Raw genomic sequence first — 19,232 nt, forward strand, 5'->3', positions numbered from 1 at the left:
TTCGGCATCGATCAGGATCCACTTCTTCTCGATCTCCGCCGGTTTCGCGGTATAGGTTTTCATTGTCGATCGCCCTTTGAAGGGTTGGGAAACTGAATGCGGGCTTATCCGCGCTTTCCAAAAACAAATCAAGCACCCACAGCAGAATTATCGCAATCCATTTCAATGGGTTATAAAATGGGTATCAAAATACCCCATGCCAGCGGCCTGATTTGCCACGGCAAATGCCCTTCAGCATCCGCCGTGGCGTTATCGTCCAAATCAATCAGTCGCAGGTGACCGGAGCCCCCTTCGCGAGGGCCTCCTGCCACGTCGGCCCCAATTGCTCGCGCGCGGAAAGCGCGTTGCGCGCCTCTGCAGAGCCCTCGGGGATCACCTTGACCACCATGGCCTGATTGTGATCCCCGCTCCAGAATTCGGAATTCGCAGTATCACCGACGATGATGAATTTGTCGCCACCGCGCCGAATGACCTCGATCGCCGCGGTGCGGAACGTCACATTGCGTGCTCCATTCTGACCACAGGCGGGCGCCGCGACCGTCGAAACCTTGAAAGTATCTTTCGACATGGGTTGTATATTGGTCTGGGCGCAGGCCGAGAGTGCCAACCCGATCACCAGAACAAGTGCAGCGTCAATTTTCATCGCTTCCTCCAAAAAGTCTTCGCTCTCAGAGTGATAGCAACTGGAAACCGGAGTTCAATAGCTGTCGCATGCCCCGGATGACGCACTAGGAAAGTGCTTTCGGCGGGATCGCATAGGTCATCGAGGCGCGTGCGACCGGCTCCCCCTGCCCTTCGGAAAAGATCAGGCACTCGCCCACCGCCAGACTGCGGCCAAGCTTCAGCACCCGAACCCGCGCAATCAGATCGACGCCCGCCAGCGGCTTGCGCAGGAAATCGATCGTCGCATTCGTCGTGACCGCCAGTGCCACCGGGCCGATGCGCGCAAGGATCGCCAGATAGATTCCCACATCGGCCAGCGCGAACATCGTCGGCCCCGAGACCGTTCCCCCCGGCCGCAGGTGGCTGTCATCAACCTTCAGCCGGATCACCGTTTCCGCGCCCGCTTCAAGCACCTCGAACATCCCGGCCACCTGCGCGAAATCACTGCGCAAGAACGCAGTCAGCGCCGCCACATCCATCTTTTGTTGCATCTTGTCTCCCCGACAGCGCAGCAAGCTTCCGGCAGTGCCCACAAATTGCAACCCTGCCCTGCCCCGGCAGCGCAAAACGTCGCGTCACGCCCAAAAGGCAAAGGCGCCGCGGCCTTCACCGCAGCGCCCCTTGATCCGTTCAACGCGTCTCAGACGGTCGCTTTTGCCCGCCGACGCAGCGCCGCCAGACCGGCCACGCCCATCAGCAGCAGCGGAGCCGTGGCCGGAAGCGGAACCGGCGCGGTGCCATCGACCGACAAATTGTCGAGCGCCCAGCTTTCGTCGCCACCGCCCTGCCAGCCGGACCCGCTCGAGAAGAACGAAATCGTCGAGGTCGGGGTCAGCCCGCTCAGATTGACCGACACGTGGAAGGCGCCATCCGCCCAACCCGCGCCGAAGAAGTTGTAGGGCGAGACCAGAGAGCTTGCGCCACTCGGGATCGACGGAGCCCCCGAAGCCTGCGCCGCCGAAAGCGAAAACACGGTGACCCCGTTCACGGCGATATTGAACCAGTCATCGCTGTAATATGCGCCGTTGGCAACGCCATCCCAGCTGTCGATCGTTGCCAGATCAAAGCTGAGCGTCGCCGTCGAGCCAAGCCCGCTCAGCGTCAGCGTGGTCGCCGACGCCGGGTTGCCCGCGGAGCTGTTCTGCAGGAACTGCCCCGAAAAACCGTAGCTGGCATAATCGCCGACGGCGGCCTGCGTGGTCACGCCGCTCCATTCGGCGCCAAGCGCACCATCGAAATTCGTGCTGTAAAGCGTCGTAGCCTGCGCCGCCGCGCTCGACAAAAGCAGCCCAAGCGCTGCACCAAGGATTTTTTTCATGATACCCCCCTTCCGAGTATTGGTGAATTTTGAAGAGAGGTTAAGATTCTGTCAACAAATCCTCGGGAAACCTGTTGGTTCCATTCCCTCAACAACGCCAAGCCGCCCGCAGACAAGGATTGATGCGGCGCGGCAAATGGGGAATTCTGGCCGAAGGGCAGGGATGTTGTGCAATTTGCCCGGAGGGGGCGACATGACCGATCTGGTGGAGTTCGAAAAGCGTGGCGCCATCGCGCAACTGACCCTGAACAGCCCGGGCACATTGAATGCGCTCTCAGATGCGATGCTGGCGGCGCTGGCGGATCGTTTCAGCGCCTTGGCCGCGGATGCGACAGTGAAGGTCGTGGTCCTGAAAGGCGCGGGCAAGGCGTTTTGCGCGGGCCACGATCTGAAGGAAATGCAGGCCGGACGCGCTGCCCCGGATCAGGGCCGGGCCTATTTCGCCGATCTGTTCACCCGCTGCGCTGCGGTGATGCAACAGATCCCCACCCTGCCGCAGCCGGTCATTGCGCAGGTGCACGGCATCGCCACCGCCGCGGGCTGTCAGCTGGTGGCCAGTTGCGATCTGGCCGTCGCCGCCGAGGCCACGCGCTTTGGGGTGAACGGGGTCAACATCGGGCTGTTCTGCTCGACGCCGATGGTGGCGCTCAGCCGCGTCGTGCCGCGCAAGGTCGCCTTCGAAATGCTGACGACCGGGGAATTCATCGACGCCGCCCGCGCACGCGAGGTCGGGCTGGTGAACCGAGTTGTGCCGCACGCGGAGTTGGAGACGGCCACGACGGCGCTCGCCGAGACGATCGCGGCGAAACTCGGCGCGGCAGTGAAGGTCGGCAAGCGCGCCTTCTACGAGCAGATCGAGATGGATCAGGCCGCCGCCTATGCCCATGCGGGCGCGGTGATGGTGGACAACATGCTTTTCCGGGACACCGCCGAGGGCGTGCAGGCCTTTCTGGAAAAACGCAAACCGGATTGGGCCTGAGGGGCCAGCGCCTCAGCGCAGCCGCCGCGTGATCGCCGCCGCCTGCCGGGCGCGCTTGACCGCCTGACGCGCCGATTTCGCGGCCTTGCGCTCGGCGGGCGTCATCTGCGACGGAGCTTTGCCCTTGCCCGCCGCCAGCTCGATCCCCTTGTTGACACCAAAGCGCAGCAGGCGGCGCAGGATCATGTTCCAGACCATCTGCAACAGCTTCATCGGATCCATCTTACTCCTCCTCGAACAGTTCGGTCTGACCAACCATGTCGCCCTCGTCGTCCTCGGCCCCCGGCATCGGCCGGTTATCGAGCAGACCCGCCGCACGCAATTCCTTGATCCCGGGCAGGTCGCGCGCCGATTCAAGGCCGAAATGGTCGAGGAACGTCTCGGTCACGACAAAGGTCACCGGGCGGCCCGGCGTCATCCGCCGCCGCCCGAGCCGGATCCATTCCAGCTCCAGAAGCTGGTCGATCGTGCCGCGACTGACCGCAACGCCCCGGATTTCCTCGATTTCCGCCCGCGTCACCGGTTGGTGATAGGCGATGATCGCCAGCGTCTCGATCGCGGCCCGGGACAGTTTCCGTTGCTCGACCGTTTCCTTCTGCATCAGGAAGCCCAGATCGGGCGCGGTGCGAAAGGCCCAGGCGTCGCCGATCTTCACCAGATGCACGCCGCGCCCCTCGTAACGCCGCCGCAGATAGGCGAGCGCCTCGGCCGCATCCGAGCCATGCGGCATCCGATCCTGCATCTCGCGCACCGTCACCGGCTCGGCCGCGGCAAACAGGATCGCCTCGATCATGCGTTCCTGCTCCGCGAGCGGTGGCGCGTCGAAAAGCGATTTTTCGTTCGGATCGTAGCGGCTGTCACTCATGAGCTGGCACGCGGCGTGGTTCGGGCGCGGATGGTGATCGGCGCGAAGGTTTCGGTCTGGCGGATCTCGATCTGGCCCTGTTTCGCCAGCTCCAGAGACGCCGCAAAGGTCGCCGCCGTGGCGGAGCGGCGCCGCTTCGGGTCCGCCCCCCAGCCATCGGGCAGATAATCGGTCAGATCGGTCCAGGCCCCGGCATAGCCGATCAAGGGCCGCATCCGCTCGAGCGCCTCTTCCATGGTGAAAACGTTCTTGCGATCAAAGGCATAGGGGCGGAATTCGTCGCGGGTACGGATCCGCGCATAGGCCTGCATCAGTTCCAGCAGCGTCGCGGAATAGGTGACCTTGCGCACCCGTTCGATCGTTTCGCTGAAGCCGCGGGCAAAGAAGTTGCGCCCCAGTTGATCGCGCCCCATCAGCGTCGCCGCCGCCTCGCGCATCGCCGAAAGCCGTTCGAGCTGAAACGCCAGATGCGCGGCAAGATCTTCGGCCGAGGGGCCGTCGTCACCCGGCTCGGGCGGCAAGAGCAGGCGCGATTTCAGAAAGGCGAGCCAGGCCGCCATCACCAGATAATCGGCGGCAAGCTCGATGCGCAGCGCCTTCGCCTCGTTGACGAATTTCAGATATTGCTCGGCCAGCGCCAGAACCGAAATACGCCGCAGATCGACCTTTTGCGTGCGCGAGAGCGTCAGCAAAAGGTCCAAAGGCCCCTCGAAGCCGTCGACATCGACGATCAGCGCCTCGGCCGCAAGCCGCTCGCTGACACTCGTGCTTTCAAAGAGGCTTGCCGTTTCCTCAGCCATCCGCGCCGCCGCCGCTGCCAACGGCGTCAAATTCGGCTGCAAGGGCGGCCAAGTCAACCTCTGCGGGTGCGTGGCGGAAGCGCAGCGCCGCCTCGGCCCGCAGGCTCGCTGCGGGGCTCAGACGCCCGGCCGCGGCCACGGTTTCCTCGAATTCGGCGCGGGTGCCATTGCAATGCAGGATCACATCGCAGCCCGCCGCCAGCGAGGCCGCCGCACGGTCCGCATAGCGGCCCGACAGCGCCTGCATCCCGATATCGTCGGTCATCAGAAGCCCGGCAAAGCCGATCTCGTGCCGGATCAGATCGATCATCCGCGCGCTTTGCGTGGCGGGGGCGCCGTCAAATGCGGTGAAGCGGATATGCGCGGTCATGCCCAAGGGCAGATCGGAAAGCGCCGCGAAGGGGGCGAAATCATGGCTGCGCAGATCCTCGGCCCCGGCCGTGACCACGGGCAGATCCTTGTGGCTGTCGGCCTCGGCCCGGCCATGGCCCGGCATGTGCTTGAGAACCGGCAGCACGCCGCCCGCCAGCAGGCCATCGGCGGTCGCCCGGGCGTTCCGCACCACGGCATCGACGTTTTCGCCAAGGCAGCGGTTGCGCAGGAACGGATGCGTCTGCCCGCCCGCGATATCACAGGTCGGCGCGCAATTGCCGTCGATGCCCACCGCACGCAGCTCGGCCGCCTGCAGCCGCGCGCGCAGCCACATCCCCCGCGGACCGCGCAAGAGCGCGTCATCGAGCGGCGCCGCCCAGTCGCGCCAATGTGGCGGCTGCAGCCGTTGCACCCGCCCGCCTTCCTGATCGACAAAGATCGGCGCCTCCCGCCCCAAGGCCGCGCGCAGATCGGCGGTCAGGCGGGAAAGCTGCGCGGGGTCTTCGACATTGCGGGCAAAAAGGATCAGCCCCCAAGGGTCGGCCGCGCGCAAAAACGCGGCTTCATCGGCGCCCAGCACCGTCCCTTCGACGCCCAGAATCGTGGCGCCACAGGGGCTTACTTGATCACGGTCGGAATGCAATTTGCCCCCTCGGCCACCAGCGCGGCGCAGAACTGGCGCGCGTCCTCGACGCCCTTGAACCCCGAGACGCGCAGCCGCCAGAAGCTGCGCCCACCCGAGGCCGCTTCCTGCACGATGCGTTTCTTGCCCGCCATGAGCGCGTCGAACCGGCCCGCGATGCGGCCCCATTCGGCGCGCGCTTCGTCGGGGCTGTCAAAGGCGCCCAGCTGCACGACGCGGGTGCCCGACGGCAGATCGGCCGCCTTGAGCTCGACGGATTCGGGGCCCGCCAGCGCCGCGGCAACGGCCTGTGCGGCGGCTTCGGCTTCGATATCGGTGGCCGGACGCGGTAGCGGGCGCGGCGATTTCGCGATCCCCGGAACATCGGCCGGGATCGCAGCTTCGGTCGGCGCAGCCTCGCTCGGCGCAGCGGCGTCGTCGGGTGCCTCGGGGGCGGCCGCAGCTTCGGCATCGGCCGGAGCTTCGGGATCGATCGCAGGCTCGGCGGCCGGATCGGGCTGCGCGGCGGCCTCGGGCGCGGGCTTCGGCGGCGCCGCACTGTCGGGCACCGGCACCGGCGGGCCTTCCATCGCCAGATCTTCGGTCTCGGGCGCCGAGGTCACTTCGGGCAGCGGCTTGAGTTCGGACATCGGCGCATCATCGGGCGACAGCCCGGTGGGCGGCGGCGCCAGCACGACACGGCTCGGCCCCGGCGCGGCAAGGCCGGAGCCCGCCACCTCGTTCACCGCAAGCCCGACATGGGCGGCCATGGCCCCGCCCGGATCTTCGGGCGCAATCCGGGCCGGGCCGGCGATCGCATGGATGATCGGCACGCCGGACACATCACGCACGGCCAGACGATAGCCCCAGACAATGACCCCAAGGATCAGGGCGCCGGAGACGGCAGCCCCCGCCCATTGCACCCAGCGCGCCGCCGGGGCGGCAGGCGCACCAAGACCGGGGCCAAAATCGCCCCCGCCCTGCCTGCCAAAACCCCCGCCAGCGCGGGTGTCGGGATCGGTCATGCTCGCCCCATATCCGGTTTTCGGGCCATTTGGGCCCTGCCCCCCGGTGGTGCCTTAGCGCATCTCTTCGGCCGGGGTGACGCCAAGAATACCAAGACCGGCCGAAATCACAACGGCCGAGGCCCGGGCAAGGGCGATTTTCGCCGATGAGGCCGCCACATCGCCGTCCTGAATGAAGCGCAGCGAGGGCTCGTCATTGCCGCGATTCCACAGCGCATGCAGGTCCGAGGCGATTTCATAAAGGAAGAAGGCGACCCGATGCGGCTCGTTCGCGCGGGCGGCGATTTCGACCTGACGCGGCCATTCGGCAATCTTCTTCGCCAGCGCGCGCTCGGCCTCGTGGCCGTTGCGGTCAAGATCAGCCGCGGCGAGCGCCGCATCGGTGACATCGATCCCCAGATCGCGCGCCTTGCGCAGCACCGAGGCGACCCGGGCATGGGCATATTGCACGTAGAAGACCGGGTTGTCCTTCGACTGTTCCAGCACCTTGTCGAAGTCGAAATCCAAAGGCGCATCGTTCTTGCGCGTCAGCATGTGGAACCGGGTCACCCCCGCCCCCGCCTGCTCGACCACGTCGCGCAGCGTGACAAAGGTGCCCGCGCGCTTCGACATCTTGAAGGGCTCGCCGTTCTTGAACAGCTTCACCAGCTGAATGAGCTTGATATCCAGCGAGACCTTGTTTTCCGACAGCGCCGCAACGGCCGCCTTCATCCGCTTGACATAGCCACCGTGATCGGCACCGAAGACGTCGATCAGCTGATCGAAGCCGCGCTCGATCTTCGTCCAGTGATAGGCGATATCGGGGGCGAAATAGGTCCAGCTGCCGTCCGACTTCTTCACCGGCCGATCGACGTCATCACCATAATTGGTCGAGCGGAACAGCGTCTGTTCGCGCTCTTCCCAATCCTCGGGCAGCTTGCCTTTCGGCGGCTCCAGCACGCCTTCGTAGATCAGCCCGAGATCCTGCAGGCGCTGCAGCGCCGCCTCGATCTGGCCGGTGCCGTAGAGAGACTTTTCGGAATAGAAGACATCCATCTTCACGCCGAGCAGCGCCAGATCCTCACGGATCATCGCCATCATCGCCTCGGTCGCAAATTCCCGCACCTCGGCCAGCCAGTCGCTTTCCGGCTTGTCGATCAGGCTGGCACCGTATTTTTCCTTCAGCGCCTCGCCCACCGGGATCAGGTAATCGCCCGGATACAGCCCCTCGCGGATTTCGGGCTCAAGCCCGTTCGCCTCGCGGTAGCGTTCATAGGCCGAGCGCGCCAGTACATCGACCTGCGCGCCACCGTCGTTGATATAGTATTCGCGCGTCACATCGTAGCCCGCGAAGTCGAGCAGCGAGGCCAGCGCATCGCCAAAGACCGCGCCGCGGGTATGGCCCACATGCATCGGCCCGGTCGGGTTCGCCGACACATATTCGACGTTGACCTTGATGCCCTTGCCCAGATCCGAGCGGCCGAAATCCGGCCCGGCTTTCAGCGCCGCCCGCACCACATCGGCCCAAAGACCGGGCGCCAGCCGCAGGTTGATGAAGCCCGGCCCGGCCACTTCTGCCTTGGCGATGCGCGCATCGGCGGCCAGCTTCGCCACCAGCCCCTCGGCCAGCGCGCGCGGGTTCATCCCCGCCGGTTTCGCCAGCACCATCGCGGCGTTGGTCGCCATGTCACCATGGGCGGCATCGCGCGGCGGCTCGACCGCCACGGCAGAGGTATCAAGGCCCGCAGGCAGCACGCCTTCGGCCACCATCGCATCCAGCGCGGCAAGCACGACCGCGCGCACATCAGCAAAGAGGTTCATGATCTGATCGCTTCCTTCGTTGCCTCACCCCTGCCAGAGCGGCGCCGTGTCGTCAACTCCGCGCCGCCTTCGGCGCTTGCACTTGGCTTTCGAAGCCGGTTCAATGCCGCCTGAACGGAGGGCCCGATGACCGAACCCGAGGACAAGCCGCGCCCGACCCTGGCCGCGCGGGGCGAATTCGAGACCGGCGAAAGCGGCCTCGGACTGGGCCTCGGGATGGCCTGGGAGAGGCTCGTGGACCGCGAGCGTCCCTTCGACCATGCCCCGGGCGACCTGCCGCCGCCGGACGTTGACCTGACCGCTCTGGCCGCGCGTCCGCTGATCGCCCCGGCGGGCGAGATGGAGCCGAACAGTTTTACCGATTTTTCTGCGCGCTCGCGCAACCTTGCCCGCAAGATGGCGGCCGAGGATCCGGCGACGACGGAACTCGAATTCCTGCACGCGCAACTGGTGATGGCGCTGCGCCGCTCCGACGTGCCCGCGCAGGCGCTGACCCTCTACTTCCGGATCTGGGACGAACACGGTGCACGTCTGGCCCGCGAGATGCCGACGCGCTGGCGCGTGTCCGCCGCGCAATGCTTTGCCGATCACGGCAGAACCGAGGCAGAACGCAGTCTTGGCGCGCAGATGGCGCTGATGTTCGGCCTTGTGAAGCTTTACGAAAGCGAGCGGCGCTTTTCCGGTCTGGCCGCCTGGGAGCTGTTTGCAAACCGCCGCCCGCACAAGGGGCCGCTGATGATGGGGCTTGCGGCTTATGACCTGCGCGAGGGCGATCTGCCGCGCAATCTGCTCGCCCGGATCTGGCGGCAAAGCCTTGATGCGGGACCGATGGGACAGCTGGCCGAGGCGCTGATTTCCGACTTCGAAACCTCGAACCGGGGGCTTTTGATCCGTTTGCACAAGATGGGAAAGCGCGTCGCACCCCGTGCAGATTGACGCATCCGCATTTTTGAGCTAACGCGACCTCACCCGCAATCCGGCGGGCAGACGGGACGCCCGGTTTCATCGCGTCCCCCCCACCCCGCGCGCGGGGCCTCCCCCACGCGCCACAGGACGCCAATGACGAAGTTTACCGATCTCAAGCTCGACCCTGCCGTGTTGCGTGCCATCGCCGATGCCGGCTATGAAACGCCGACCCCGATCCAGGCGGGCGCCATTCCGCCCGCGCTCGAGGGCAAGGACGTGCTCGGCATCGCCCAGACCGGGACCGGCAAGACCGCGTCCTTCACCCTGCCGATGGTGACCATGCTGTCGAAGGGCCGCGCCCGCGCCCGTATGCCGCGCTCGCTCGTGCTCTGCCCGACGCGCGAACTCGCCGCGCAGGTGGCCGAGAACTTCGACACCTATGCCAAGCACACCAAGCTGACCAAGGCGCTGCTGATCGGCGGCGTGTCCTTTGGCGAACAGGACAAGCTGATCGACCGCGGTGTCGACGTGCTGATCGCCACCCCCGGCCGCCTGCTCGACCATTTCGAGCGCGGCAAGCTTCTGCTGACCGGCGTGCAGATCATGGTGGTCGACGAGGCCGACCGGATGCTCGACATGGGCTTCATCCCGGATATCGAGCGGATCTTCCAGCTGACCCCCTTCACCCGTCAGACGCTGTTCTTCAGCGCGACGATGGCGCCCGAGATCGAGCGCATCACCAACACCTTCCTGCACGCCCCCGCCCGCATCGAAGTGGCGCGTCAGGCGACGACCTCGGAAACGATCACGCAAAAGCTGATCCAGATCACGCCGCCGCGCCGCGACCAGTCGGCCAAGGCGAAGCGCGAACTCCTGCGCGCGATCATCAAGGCTGAGGGCGAGGCCTGCACCAACGCGATCATCTTCTGCAACCGCAAGACCGATGTCGATATCGTTGCGAAGTCGCTGAAGACGCATGGCTTCAACGCCGCGCCGATCCATGGCGATCTGGATCAGAGCCTGCGCACGAAAACGCTCGATGCCTTCCGCGACGGCTCGTTGCGACTGCTGATCGCCTCGGACGTGGCCGCGCGCGGCCTTGATATCCCGGCCGTCAGCCATGTCTTCAACTATGACCTGCCGAGCCATGCCGAGGATTACGTCCACCGCATCGGCCGCACCGGCCGCGCCGGGCGTCTGGGCACGGCCTATTCCATTGGCACGCCCGCGGATGCGAAATATCTCGCCGCGATCGAGGCGCTGGTGAAACAGGAAATTCCGCGCGCCGATCCGCCCGAGGGCTTCACCCTCTCGGATGCCGCGCATCGCGAGCCTCGGAAATATGACGACGACAAGGGGCCGCGGTCGCGGTCGCCGCGGTCGCGCTCGGGTCGGGGTCGCGATGAAAAACGCCCGCCGCGGGAAGACCGCGCGCCGGTGATCGTCGCCGTCGAGGAAGACGACTCGCATATCGTCGAGGTGCCCGAGGCGAAACGCTCCGAAGGCCGCCGTCCCGAGCCGCGCCACAGCGAAGCGCGTCGCGCCGAAAGCCCGCGCCCCGAGCCGATCCGCCCGGAAAGCGGCCGCGACGAGCGCCGCTCCGAGCCCTATCGCGACAGCCGTCGGAGCCGCGACGGTGGACCGGCCGTCGTCGGCATGGGCGACCATGTGCCCGACTTCCTGCTGCGCTCGTTCCGCACCACGAAACCGGTGATCGAAGACAAGGACACCGAGGCTGAGGAAAGCACCGAGGCCGAGGTGCAAAACCCGGTCGAGGAAACCTCGGAAAACTGAGCGGTTCCGCTGAAAGTCAAAAGCCCCGGTTTCCCGGGGCTTTTTCTTTGGCTCAGGCGCCGAAGGTGCGTTCCAGAACGCCGAGCCAGTTGTCATGGGCGATCTTGCGGATCAGTTCCTCGCCCCAGCCGTGATCGCGCATCGCGCCGATGAAGCCCTGCAACCCCGCGACATCGCCCAGCACCGCCGGAATCTCCGCGCCGTCGAAATCGGACCCGAGGCCGACATGATCCTCGCCCAGCCGCTCGATCAGATGGTCGAGATGGCGCAACATCGGCTCCCAGCCGCAATCGGGGTTCTTGAGGCCATCGGGCGTCAGGAAACTGACCGCATAGTTCAGCCCCACCATGCCGCGGCTTTCGCGGATGATGTTCAACTGCCGATCCGTCAGGTTGCGCGAGGACGGGCAAAGCGCATGGGCATTCGAATGGGTGGCGACCAGCGGCGCATCGGACAGCGCGGCCACATCGTCAAAGCCCTTTTCATTCAGATGGCTGAGGTCGATCATCACCTTCAGCTTGTTGCATTCGCGAACCAGCCGCTTGCCCGCCTCGGTCAGCCCCGGCCCGGTATCGGGGCTGGAGGGGAAAGCAAAGGGCACGCCATGGCCGAAGATCGTCGGGCGCGACCAGACCGGCCCGAGCGAGCGCAGCCCCATCGCATGAAAGGCGTGAAGCGCATCCAGATCGGCGTCGATCGCCTCGGCGCCCTCCATATGCATGATGCCGGCGATGACATTTTCCGCCATCGCGGCGCGCACCTCGCCCGCGGTGCAGCAGATGCGGAAGGCGCCCTTCGAGGCGCGCTCCATCCAGAGCATCAGGCTTGCCGCCCTGAGCGCCGGATCGGCCGCCTCGGCGGCATCCATCAACGCGGGCAGCGGCAGCCGATAGGGCGGATTGGCCATCTGCGCCATCAAATCGGCATCGTCATGCGCCACGGGCGAGGGCAGATAGATCGCGAAGAAGCCGCCCGCGAACCCGCCCGCGCGCATCCGCGGCAAGTCAAGCTGCCCCCTGCCCTCGCCCGTGAGCCAGATTTCGCGCCGCTTTTCAGGGGCTTCCAGAAGCCGCAACAACAGATCGTTGTGGCCATCGAATACGGGGATCATCGGGCGTCCTTTCCGGCGGGGTCGAGCATCCGGTCCGCGGAGGCCGCGAACAGGCTTTGGGCATAAGCGGTCGTCATCCGCGCGTGGGACAGATCCTCGCGCGCCAGTTCCTCGACCGCGCGACCGTTCTGCATCACCAGCACGCGGTCGCACATGTGGTCGATCACGGCCAGATCGTGGCTGACCATCAGGAAGGTCAGCCCGCGTTCGGCCCGCAGCCGGTTGAGCAGGTTCAGCACCTCGGCCTGCACCGAGGCATCGAGCGCCGAGGTGGGTTCATCCAGAAGCAGGATCTCGGGTTCCAGCATCAGCGCCCGGGCAATGGCGACGCGCTGGCGCTGCCCGCCCGACAGCTGGTGCGGATAGCGGAAGCGGAACGCCGTCGGCAGGCCGACATCGGTCAGCGCCCGCATCACCCGCGCGTCGGTGTCGCCGATGCCATGAATGGCAAGCGGCTCGGACAGCGTGCGGTCGATGGTGTGGCGCGGATGCAGGCTGGCATAGGGGTCCTGAAACACCATCTGCACGCGCGCGGCAAAGGCCTTGTCACGCGGCGATTTCAGCTTTTCGCCGCCGATGCGGATCGCGCCGGAGGAGATCGGCGCCAGCCCGCAGATCGCCCGCAGGATCGTCGATTTGCCCGAACCGCTTTCTCCGACCAGACCGAAGCTGGCCTTGGCGGGCACACGCAGACTGACCCCCTCGACCGCATGAACAGCGCGGCCATGGGCACGGAAAGTGACCGAAAGGTCTTCGATTTCAATCAGATCAGACATTGGCCCAAGCCCCCGTGCGATCAAGCCCCGGCAGCGGGGCGCGAGGGCCCCCGATCCGCGGCAGGCAGTTCAACAGCCCCTGCGTATAGGGGTGTTTCGCCGCCATCAGCTCATGCGCCGCCAGTTCCTCGACGATCTTGCCGCGATACATCACCAGCACCCGGTCGCAAAACCGCGCGACGAGCCGCAGATCGTGGCTGATGAAGATCAGCCCCATGCCGCGGCTTTTCACCAGACCATCCAGAATCGACAGGACTTCCGCCTGCACCGTCACATCGAGCGCCGAGGTCGGCTCATCGGCAATCAGCAGGTCGGGTTCAGGAATGAGCATCATCGCGATCATCACCCGCTGGCCCATGCCGCCCGACAGCTCATGCGGCCAAGCCTCCATCACCCGTTCGGGGTCACGGATCTGCACGGCTTCGAGCGCCGCAATGGCTTTCTTGCGCGCCTCGGCCCGGCTGATCCTGTCCCGGCGCAAGAGGCCCTCGGTCAGCTGCGCGCCGATCCGCATCACCGGGTTCAGCGAATATTTCGGGTCCTGCATCACCATCGCCAGACGCGGGCCACGCAGGGCGCGCATCTGTTTTTCCGAGGCTTTCAGCAGGTCGATGCCGTCGAACTCCATCCGATCCGCCTCGATCCGCCCCGGCGGGCGGATCAGACGCAGCACCGAGCGCCCGGTGATCGTCTTGCCCGAGCCGCTTTCGCCGACGATCCCAAGCCGTTCACGGCCAAGGGAAAAGCTGACACCGCGCACCGCCTCGACCGGGCCGGTCTCGGTGGCAAAGGTGACGCGCAGGTTTTCGATCTGCAACAGGCTCATCGGGCGGCACTCCGCGGGTCAAGGACATCGCGCAGACCATCCCCCAGAAGGTTGAAGCCGAGCGAGACGGTGAAGATCGCAAGGCCGGGCATGGTTGCGACCCACCATTGCTCGAACAGGAACTTGCGCCCAGACGAAATCATCAGCCCCCATTCCGGCAAGGGCGGCTGCACGCCAAGGCCAAGGAAGCCAAGCCCGGCCGCGATCAGGATCACCCCGGCCATGTCCAGTGTCACCCGGATGATCACCGAGGGCAGGCACATCGGCACGACATGGCCCCAGATGATCCGCCCCGCCCCCGCGCCCTGCAGACGGACGGCGGCGATGTAGTCCGAATTGCGCACGGTGAGGGTTTCCGCCCGCGCGACGCGGGCATAGGGCGGCCAGGCCGTCAGCGCGATGGCAAGCACCGCATTCTCGATCCCCGGGCCAAGCACGGCGACCAGCGCCAGCGCCAGAATGAGCTTCGGGAAGGCGAGGAAAATGTCAGTGATCCGCATCAGCACGGTATCGATCCAGCCACCGAAATAGCCCGCGACGGTGCCGATCAGAAGCCCGATCAACGGCGCGGTGACGGCGACAAGGGCGACGATGGTGAGCGTGATCCGGGCGCCGTAGACGATCCGGCTCCAGATGTCGCGGCCGAAATCATCGGTACCCAGCCAATGGCCGGGCGTGCCGGGCGGCAACAGCCGCTGTGCCAGATTCTGCACGAAGGGATCTTGCGTCGCAAAGATCGGCGCCGCGGCGGCCAGAAGGCAGAGCGTCGCGATGATGAAAAGGCCAAGCATCGCCAGCGGGTTGCGGCGCAGTCTGAGCCAGGCAAGCCAGGCCTGCCCCAGCCGGGCCTGACGGCGCGACGCGGGGTTCGGATCGGTCAGCCAAAGGGTAAGCGCACTCATCAGCGGGCCCTCGGATCGACGAGACGGTAAAGGATGTCGGAGAGCATGTTCAGCGTCACGAAGACGACGCCCACGACCACAGTTCCGCCCAGAACGGCGGGCATGTCGGCGGCAAAGAGCGCGTCGGTGATGTAAAGGCCAAGTCCCGGCCAGGCGAAGATCGTCTCGGTCAGCACCGAGCCTTCAAGCAGATAGGCATAAGACAGCGCGATCACCGTGATCAGCGGCACCGAGACGTTGCGCATCGCATGCACCCAGATCACCCGCCATTCCGGCATCCCCTTGACGCGGGCGGTGGTGATATATTCCTGGCTCAGCTCCGTCATCATGAAGCTGCGCGTCATGCGGCTGATGTAAGCCATCGAGACATATCCCAATATCCCGGCGGGCAGGAGGATGTGCGAGAGCGCATTGGCAAAGATGTCCCAGGCGCCGTTGATCGCGGAATCGATCAAGATCGCCCCCGTGTAACGGGTCAGGGTGAATTCGAGCATCATGTCATAGGCCGCATCGAGCCGCCCCGGACCGCCGACCCAGCCAAGCTCGCCGTAAAAGATCAAAAGGCCAATCAGGCCCAGCCAAAAGACCGGCATCGAATAGCCGACGAGCCCCACGAGCCGCACCACCTGATCGGCAAGTGTCCCGGGCCGCGTGGCCGCAAGCACACCGGCCGGCACGCCCATCGCAATCCCGATAACCGTGCCGAGCGTCGCCAGCTCCAGCGTCGCCGGAAAGAACCGCGCGACATCCTCGATCACCGGGGTATGGGTGCGGATCGATTGCCCCAGATCGCCATGGAAAGCGTCGCGGACATAGATCCAGAATTGCAGCCAGAGCGGCTGGTCAAGGCCAAGCGCGGTGCGGGCGGCCTCGTATTGCTCGGTCGTGGCACGTTCGCCGACGATCGACAGCACCGGGTCGATCGGCACGACCCGGCCGATCACGAAGGTCACCAGCAAAAGGCCCAGAAGCGTGATGGCAAGCGAGAGAAGACCCCCGGCAGCATGGCGCGCAAGCGCAGGCAGGCGGGAGGGCGGGGCGGGGGAAGCGTCGGATGTGGTCATGGGCAAAGGCCCCGCCGCGGGAGGGTAGGCCCCACGCGGCGGGATCGTCTTACTTGGTCACGGTCCAGTAGCTGGCCTGATCGGTCGCGCCGCCCGCGTGGAAGCCCTTGACATTGCTGCGCAGCGCATCTTGCCGCGCCATCTGGAACATCGTCACGAAGGCCGAGCTGTCGCGGTGCACGCGCTGCATGTCTTCATACATCGCGGCGCGCTTGGCGGCATCGGGCTCGGCCACGGCCGCTTCCGCCTGCGCCCCCATCGCACCCGGATCCCAGGCCGTGCGCCAGGCCAGATAGCCGGTCGCCTTCGCCTCGTCCGAGTTGTCGGGGTTTTCGGCGAAGGTCGAAGCGTTGGTATGCGGGTCGGGATAATCCGGCCCCCAGGTCTGCAGCGTGATCTGGTGCTGACGGCCGCGGAATTTCTCCAGCACCTGCTTGCCGTCGCCGACATCCAGCGTGACGTTGATGCCGATCTGCCCGAAGGTGTTCTGCACCGATTGCGCGATGTTCATCCGCTCGGGGTTGTTGCGCACGGTCATGCTGACTTCGAGCGGCAGCTTCACGCCGCTTTCCGCCATCAAGGCCTTCGCCTTTTCCAGATCGAGGCTGTAGGGCGTGTCATCCAGCGCGCCCAGGAAGCCCTTGGGCAGGAAGGCCTGATGCACGACCCACTGGCCTTTCAGGATGCTGTCGGCCATGCCCTGATAGTCGACCGCCCAGCGCATCGCTTCGAGCACTTTCGGGTTCGCCAGATCCGCCACCTTCTGGTTCATCGCCAGATAATAGATCTGCCCGCCAACGTCGTTCTGCACGGTGATGTCGGGATTGCTCTCGACCCCGGCGATATCGGTCGGCGTCATTTCGCGGGCAATGTCGATGTCGCCCTTTTCCAGCATCAGCCGTTCGGTCGCGCCTTCGGGGATATGGCGCATCAGCACGTTCTTGATCGGCGCATCGCCGCGCCAATGGCCCTCGCGCGCCTGCAGGACATAGCCTTCGTTCGGCTTGAACGAGCGCAGCACATAGGCGCCGGTGCCCTCGGAATGCGCCTTGAGCCAATCGTTGCCCATGTCGCCATTCACCTCATGCTCCATCGCCGCTTTCACGTCGACGATATAGGCGGGCGTGGCGGTCAGGCAGTTGTAGATGAAGCTCGGCGCATAGGCCTTGTCGGTCTTCAGGATCAGCGTGTCGCCGTCGAAGCTGACGGTCTGATCGACATTGTCCTTGGTCAGCCCGAACTGGGTCAGGATGAAGGCCGGGGTCTTGTCCATCTTGACGACACGGCGCAGCGATTGCGCCGCGGCCTCGGCGGTCAGGGGATTGCCGCTCGAGAAGGTGACGCCCGCGCGCATCTTGAAGCGATAGGTGACGCCATCGGCATCGACCGACCAGCTTTCGGCCAGGCCCGGCACCAGTTCGCCCGGTTTCGCCGGATCGAGTTCGACCAGCGAATCGTAAAGGTTGTTGTTCAGGTCCGCGCCCGAAAATTCAAAGGCTTCGGCCGGATCGATCGAGACGATGTCATCGATCGCATCGGCCACGACCAGCGTGTCGGCGGGCGTTTGCGCGAAAAGCGCGGCGGGCGCGACACAAGCAAGAAGCGCGGCGAAAGCGGCCGCCGGGCGAAGGCTGCGGAGTGATGTCATATGCGGACTCCCTGTCCTGTCTGTTCTTGGCGCGGGACGGTCCAAAGCGGGCAGCCCCGGTCAGACGAAGCTGGCCCGTTCCTTGCGGAAGATCAAGCGCGCGCGAACGCAAGCGCGCCCTGCAGCTGAAAAACCGCGCAAGACTGCCCGTTCGACAGGCAGGACTGCAGCACGGCAGGCCAGAAAATCGAGCCGCGCAAACCACATAGCGAAGACGCCGCGCAGATCTGCGGCCGCGACACCGCTTTGTCGCCCCCGCCCTGACGCGATGCGACCGCCCGATGCGGCCGGTCCGAAACGCCGAAACCCGGGGCGGCGCACAGGTGCAGGAGAAAAGGTCGCAACCGTTTCCGCTGCGTCACCACCGCCCACGCCGCCCCGCGCAAGGGATCGGGAGAATCAGCAATGCCGACACGTCAAGGGCCCCACCCCGGCTGTTTCCGGCCCCGCCCGGAAACCGGGGCCGGTTCGTGGCAACTGCGGCCAAATCGCAAAATTTTGACACAATTGCCGAGGGTTGATGGTTGCGCGTTAACGATCACGGCCACCGCTGCGCGGGAATTATTGCCGCTTGGTTAACAATTTCTTGCTTATTTTCAGGGGTCTCAGGGCCAATTAAGGATTCATTAAGGTTTCTTAGCGCCGTCAAGACGTCGTTAACCTTTTGTTTCCACTTTAGGCGACAATTCCGAAAAGCTTCCTCACTGATGCCGCAGCCCGGGGGGAATATGGTCTCATCAAGCAGGTGCCCAAAGGGTGCCGAGAGCCGAGGAGAACCAACATGGCGTTCACGTTCCGCAAGAAGCACGAGATGAAAGAAGCCCAGCCGGTTGCGGTCGCCGCGGCGGTGGAACAGCAAGAGCAACTGGGCCTGTCCGAGAAGATCGCGCAATACGATTACCTCGAACACCTGCTCGAAGATCTGATCGTCGAACAGGAAACCCTGTCGCGCAACTTCTACGCCAAGCAACGCGACGCCGAAGCCAACGGCGAAAGCGTCGCCCTCGCCTCGGGCGAGATGGTGTCGCGCGACGAGATGACGATCACCGACATCTCCTTCCCCGATTTCAAGCAGTTGAGCGATCTGGCCAAGCGCGTCGTGCCGAACGGCCTGCCGAACGCGCATCGCCGCTTCGTGCTCAAGGCCTGCAGCCCCGAGATGGTGGCGATCGAGGACCTGGAAGAGATGATCAAGCTCTACCGCTACCGCATGGGCGTGGCCGAGCAGGACATCCTCGATCACCGTCCGACGACGATCCTTGAAGCGACGGCGAAGCTGCGCTTCATGTCGAGCCTGATGCTCGACGGCCTCGACATCAAGCATGACTACTTCTTCTACCTCGTCGAGGAATGCTCGATGATCATCGAAAAGATCGAGCGTCGTCGCATCGTCTGATCCGCACCAGCCCAGCCTGCCAAACGGGGTGCAAGCAGGCCGCGCGAGACCCGAGGCATGATGTACCAGTGACCCGACCGGCGCCGGATCGATGCAAACCGACATCTCCGGGTGCCTATTTTCCTCAACTCTGAGAGGAAGGCGGGGTTCTTAACCATTTCTTAATCATTCCTGCGCGAATCGTAATCAAAACAAGGACGTCGGGGCGGATCACCGCGATCGACGGACACGAGGCAAAGGAAGATCGAGATGTCCCCCGAAGACCACAGCGTAAGCCTGCGGCGAGGGCCGTCTTTGAGTGAGGCGGGTGCGGGGTTAGTGGACCGTCCATATGGGCTCCTTATGGACGGTGCATGGAATGCTGG

General features: G+C 65.2%; 19 protein-coding genes. 4 read left to right on the forward strand and 15 right to left on the reverse strand.

The window, feature by feature from the left end:
• Positions 1-265 precede the first annotated feature (265 nt).
• The 3 genes from C8J30_RS17410 to C8J30_RS17420 form a co-directional block, all read right to left on the reverse strand.
• Positions 266-643: a hypothetical protein gene (locus tag C8J30_RS17410; protein ID WP_245909920.1), complete on the reverse strand. Its 378-nt coding sequence runs from the start codon at positions 641-643 to the stop codon at positions 266-268.
• An 85-nt stretch (positions 644-728) separates the two neighbouring features.
• Positions 729-1,154: a PaaI family thioesterase gene (locus C8J30_RS17415; RefSeq protein WP_110807285.1), complete on the reverse strand. Its 426-nt coding sequence runs from the start codon at positions 1,152-1,154 to the stop codon at positions 729-731.
• Positions 1,155-1,303: 149 nt separating this feature from the next.
• Complete coding sequence (locus C8J30_RS17420; RefSeq protein WP_110807287.1) at positions 1,304-1,981, reverse strand: VPLPA-CTERM sorting domain-containing protein; 678 nt, start codon at positions 1,979-1,981, stop codon at positions 1,304-1,306.
• Positions 1,982-2,174: 193 nt separating this feature from the next.
• On the opposite strand from C8J30_RS17420, the gene C8J30_RS17425 reads away from it, so the two are divergent.
• The gene (locus C8J30_RS17425) at positions 2,175-2,960 is read left to right on the forward strand and encodes an enoyl-CoA hydratase (RefSeq protein ID WP_110807289.1); all 786 of its coding nucleotides are present in this window, start codon (positions 2,175-2,177) and stop codon (positions 2,958-2,960) included.
• 12 nt (positions 2,961-2,972) lie between these two features.
• On the opposite strand, the gene C8J30_RS17430 is transcribed toward C8J30_RS17425, so the two are convergent.
• From C8J30_RS17430 to argS, 6 genes are read right to left on the reverse strand one after another with little or no spacing between them, the layout of a single operon-like run.
• Positions 2,973-3,182, reverse strand: a complete 210-nt coding sequence (locus C8J30_RS17430; RefSeq protein WP_110807291.1) for a hypothetical protein — start codon at positions 3,180-3,182, stop codon at positions 2,973-2,975.
• 1 nt (position 3,183) lies between these two features.
• On the reverse strand, positions 3,184-3,825 hold the full coding sequence (scpB, locus tag C8J30_RS17435; RefSeq protein WP_110807293.1) for an SMC-Scp complex subunit ScpB: 642 nt from the start codon (positions 3,823-3,825) through the stop codon (positions 3,184-3,186).
• The gene (locus tag C8J30_RS17440) at positions 3,822-4,625 is read right to left on the reverse strand and encodes a segregation and condensation protein A (protein ID WP_110807322.1); all 804 of its coding nucleotides are present in this window, start codon (positions 4,623-4,625) and stop codon (positions 3,822-3,824) included. Before C8J30_RS17440 ends, scpB begins: the two co-directional genes overlap by 4 nt.
• Positions 4,618-5,640 (reverse strand): glycoside hydrolase family 3 N-terminal domain-containing protein, encoded by a 1,023-nt coding sequence (locus C8J30_RS17445; protein WP_110807295.1) that lies wholly within the window; start codon positions 5,638-5,640, stop codon positions 4,618-4,620. Before C8J30_RS17445 ends, C8J30_RS17440 begins: the two co-directional genes overlap by 8 nt.
• The gene (locus C8J30_RS17450) at positions 5,616-6,644 is read right to left on the reverse strand and encodes an SPOR domain-containing protein (RefSeq protein ID WP_110807297.1); all 1,029 of its coding nucleotides are present in this window, start codon (positions 6,642-6,644) and stop codon (positions 5,616-5,618) included. The genes C8J30_RS17445 and C8J30_RS17450 overlap by 25 nt, the downstream gene beginning before the upstream one ends.
• A 54-nt stretch (positions 6,645-6,698) precedes the next feature.
• The gene (gene argS / locus C8J30_RS17455; RefSeq protein ID WP_110807299.1) at positions 6,699-8,444 is read right to left on the reverse strand and encodes an arginine--tRNA ligase; all 1,746 of its coding nucleotides are present in this window, start codon (positions 8,442-8,444) and stop codon (positions 6,699-6,701) included.
• 126 nt (positions 8,445-8,570) lie between these two features.
• Between argS and C8J30_RS17460 the strand changes: the two genes are divergently transcribed.
• Together C8J30_RS17460 and C8J30_RS17465 are read left to right on the forward strand one after the other, a co-directional pair.
• Positions 8,571-9,380 carry a hypothetical protein gene (locus C8J30_RS17460; RefSeq protein ID WP_110807301.1) on the forward strand — a complete coding sequence of 270 codons (810 nt, stop codon included), beginning with the start codon at positions 8,571-8,573 and terminating at the stop codon, positions 9,378-9,380.
• A 123-nt stretch (positions 9,381-9,503) separates the two neighbouring features.
• Positions 9,504-11,144 (forward strand): DEAD/DEAH box helicase, encoded by a 1,641-nt coding sequence (locus C8J30_RS17465; RefSeq protein WP_110807303.1) that lies wholly within the window; start codon positions 9,504-9,506, stop codon positions 11,142-11,144.
• A 52-nt stretch (positions 11,145-11,196) separates the two neighbouring features.
• Here C8J30_RS17465 and C8J30_RS17470 read toward each other — a convergent pair whose 3' ends face one another.
• From C8J30_RS17470 to C8J30_RS17495, 6 genes are read right to left on the reverse strand one after another with little or no spacing between them, the layout of a single operon-like run.
• The gene (locus C8J30_RS17470; RefSeq protein ID WP_110807304.1) at positions 11,197-12,255 is read right to left on the reverse strand and encodes a dipeptidase; all 1,059 of its coding nucleotides are present in this window, start codon (positions 12,253-12,255) and stop codon (positions 11,197-11,199) included.
• Positions 12,252-13,031, reverse strand: coding sequence for an ABC transporter ATP-binding protein (locus C8J30_RS17475; RefSeq protein ID WP_110807306.1), 780 nt, complete (start codon positions 13,029-13,031; stop codon positions 12,252-12,254). The genes C8J30_RS17470 and C8J30_RS17475 overlap by 4 nt, the downstream gene beginning before the upstream one ends.
• Positions 13,024-13,857 (reverse strand): ABC transporter ATP-binding protein, encoded by an 834-nt coding sequence (locus tag C8J30_RS17480; protein WP_110807308.1) that lies wholly within the window; start codon positions 13,855-13,857, stop codon positions 13,024-13,026. Before C8J30_RS17480 ends, C8J30_RS17475 begins: the two co-directional genes overlap by 8 nt.
• Positions 13,854-14,759, reverse strand: a complete 906-nt coding sequence (nikC, locus tag C8J30_RS17485) for a nickel transporter permease (RefSeq protein WP_110807310.1) — start codon at positions 14,757-14,759, stop codon at positions 13,854-13,856. The genes C8J30_RS17480 and nikC overlap by 4 nt, the downstream gene beginning before the upstream one ends.
• Positions 14,759-15,823: an ABC transporter permease gene (locus C8J30_RS17490; RefSeq protein ID WP_110807312.1), complete on the reverse strand. Its 1,065-nt coding sequence runs from the start codon at positions 15,821-15,823 to the stop codon at positions 14,759-14,761. Before C8J30_RS17490 ends, nikC begins: the two co-directional genes overlap by 1 nt.
• A gap of 49 nt (positions 15,824-15,872) precedes the next feature.
• Complete coding sequence (locus tag C8J30_RS17495; protein ID WP_110807314.1) at positions 15,873-17,471, reverse strand: ABC transporter substrate-binding protein; 1,599 nt, start codon at positions 17,469-17,471, stop codon at positions 15,873-15,875.
• Between the two features lie 781 nt (positions 17,472-18,252).
• On the opposite strand from C8J30_RS17495, the gene C8J30_RS17505 reads away from it, so the two are divergent.
• Complete coding sequence (locus tag C8J30_RS17505) at positions 18,253-18,867, forward strand: hypothetical protein (RefSeq protein ID WP_110807318.1); 615 nt, start codon at positions 18,253-18,255, stop codon at positions 18,865-18,867.
• The last annotated feature ends 365 nt before the right edge of the window (positions 18,868-19,232 follow it).

It is taken from the genome of Rhodobacter viridis (assembly GCF_003217355.1).
Classification (GTDB): Bacteria; Pseudomonadota; Alphaproteobacteria; order Rhodobacterales; family Rhodobacteraceae; genus Rhodobacter; species Rhodobacter viridis.

Bases quoted from the DNA above. Each gene is read 5' to 3' on its own strand.
- C8J30_RS17410 (WP_245909920.1), bottom strand. From the start codon at position 643: ATGAAAATTGACGCTGCACTTGTTCTGGTGATCGGGTTGGCACTCTCG.
- C8J30_RS17415 (WP_110807285.1), bottom strand. From the start codon at position 1,154: ATGCAACAAAAGATGGATGTGGCGGCGCTGACTGCGTTCTTGCGCAGT.
- C8J30_RS17420 (WP_110807287.1), bottom strand. From the start codon at position 1,981: ATGAAAAAAATCCTTGGTGCAGCGCTTGGGCTGCTTTTGTCGAGCGCG.
- C8J30_RS17425 (WP_110807289.1), top strand. From the start codon at position 2,175: ATGACCGATCTGGTGGAGTTCGAAAAGCGTGGCGCCATCGCGCAACTG.
- C8J30_RS17430 (WP_110807291.1), bottom strand. From the start codon at position 3,182: ATGGATCCGATGAAGCTGTTGCAGATGGTCTGGAACATGATCCTGCGC.
- scpB (WP_110807293.1), bottom strand. From the start codon at position 3,825: ATGAGTGACAGCCGCTACGATCCGAACGAAAAATCGCTTTTCGACGCG.
- C8J30_RS17440 (WP_110807322.1), bottom strand. From the start codon at position 4,625: ATGGCTGAGGAAACGGCAAGCCTCTTTGAAAGCACGAGTGTCAGCGAG.
- C8J30_RS17450 (WP_110807297.1), bottom strand. From the start codon at position 6,644: ATGACCGATCCCGACACCCGCGCTGGCGGGGGTTTTGGCAGGCAGGGC.
- argS (WP_110807299.1), bottom strand. From the start codon at position 8,444: ATGAACCTCTTTGCTGATGTGCGCGCGGTCGTGCTTGCCGCGCTGGAT.
- C8J30_RS17460 (WP_110807301.1), top strand. From the start codon at position 8,571: ATGACCGAACCCGAGGACAAGCCGCGCCCGACCCTGGCCGCGCGGGGC.
- C8J30_RS17465 (WP_110807303.1), top strand. From the start codon at position 9,504: ATGACGAAGTTTACCGATCTCAAGCTCGACCCTGCCGTGTTGCGTGCC.
- C8J30_RS17470 (WP_110807304.1), bottom strand. From the start codon at position 12,255: ATGATCCCCGTATTCGATGGCCACAACGATCTGTTGTTGCGGCTTCTG.
- C8J30_RS17475 (WP_110807306.1), bottom strand. From the start codon at position 13,031: ATGTCTGATCTGATTGAAATCGAAGACCTTTCGGTCACTTTCCGTGCC.
- C8J30_RS17480 (WP_110807308.1), bottom strand. From the start codon at position 13,857: ATGAGCCTGTTGCAGATCGAAAACCTGCGCGTCACCTTTGCCACCGAG.
- nikC (WP_110807310.1), bottom strand. From the start codon at position 14,759: ATGAGTGCGCTTACCCTTTGGCTGACCGATCCGAACCCCGCGTCGCGC.
- C8J30_RS17490 (WP_110807312.1), bottom strand. From the start codon at position 15,823: ATGACCACATCCGACGCTTCCCCCGCCCCGCCCTCCCGCCTGCCTGCG.
- C8J30_RS17495 (WP_110807314.1), bottom strand. From the start codon at position 17,471: ATGACATCACTCCGCAGCCTTCGCCCGGCGGCCGCTTTCGCCGCGCTT.
- C8J30_RS17505 (WP_110807318.1), top strand. From the start codon at position 18,253: ATGGCGTTCACGTTCCGCAAGAAGCACGAGATGAAAGAAGCCCAGCCG.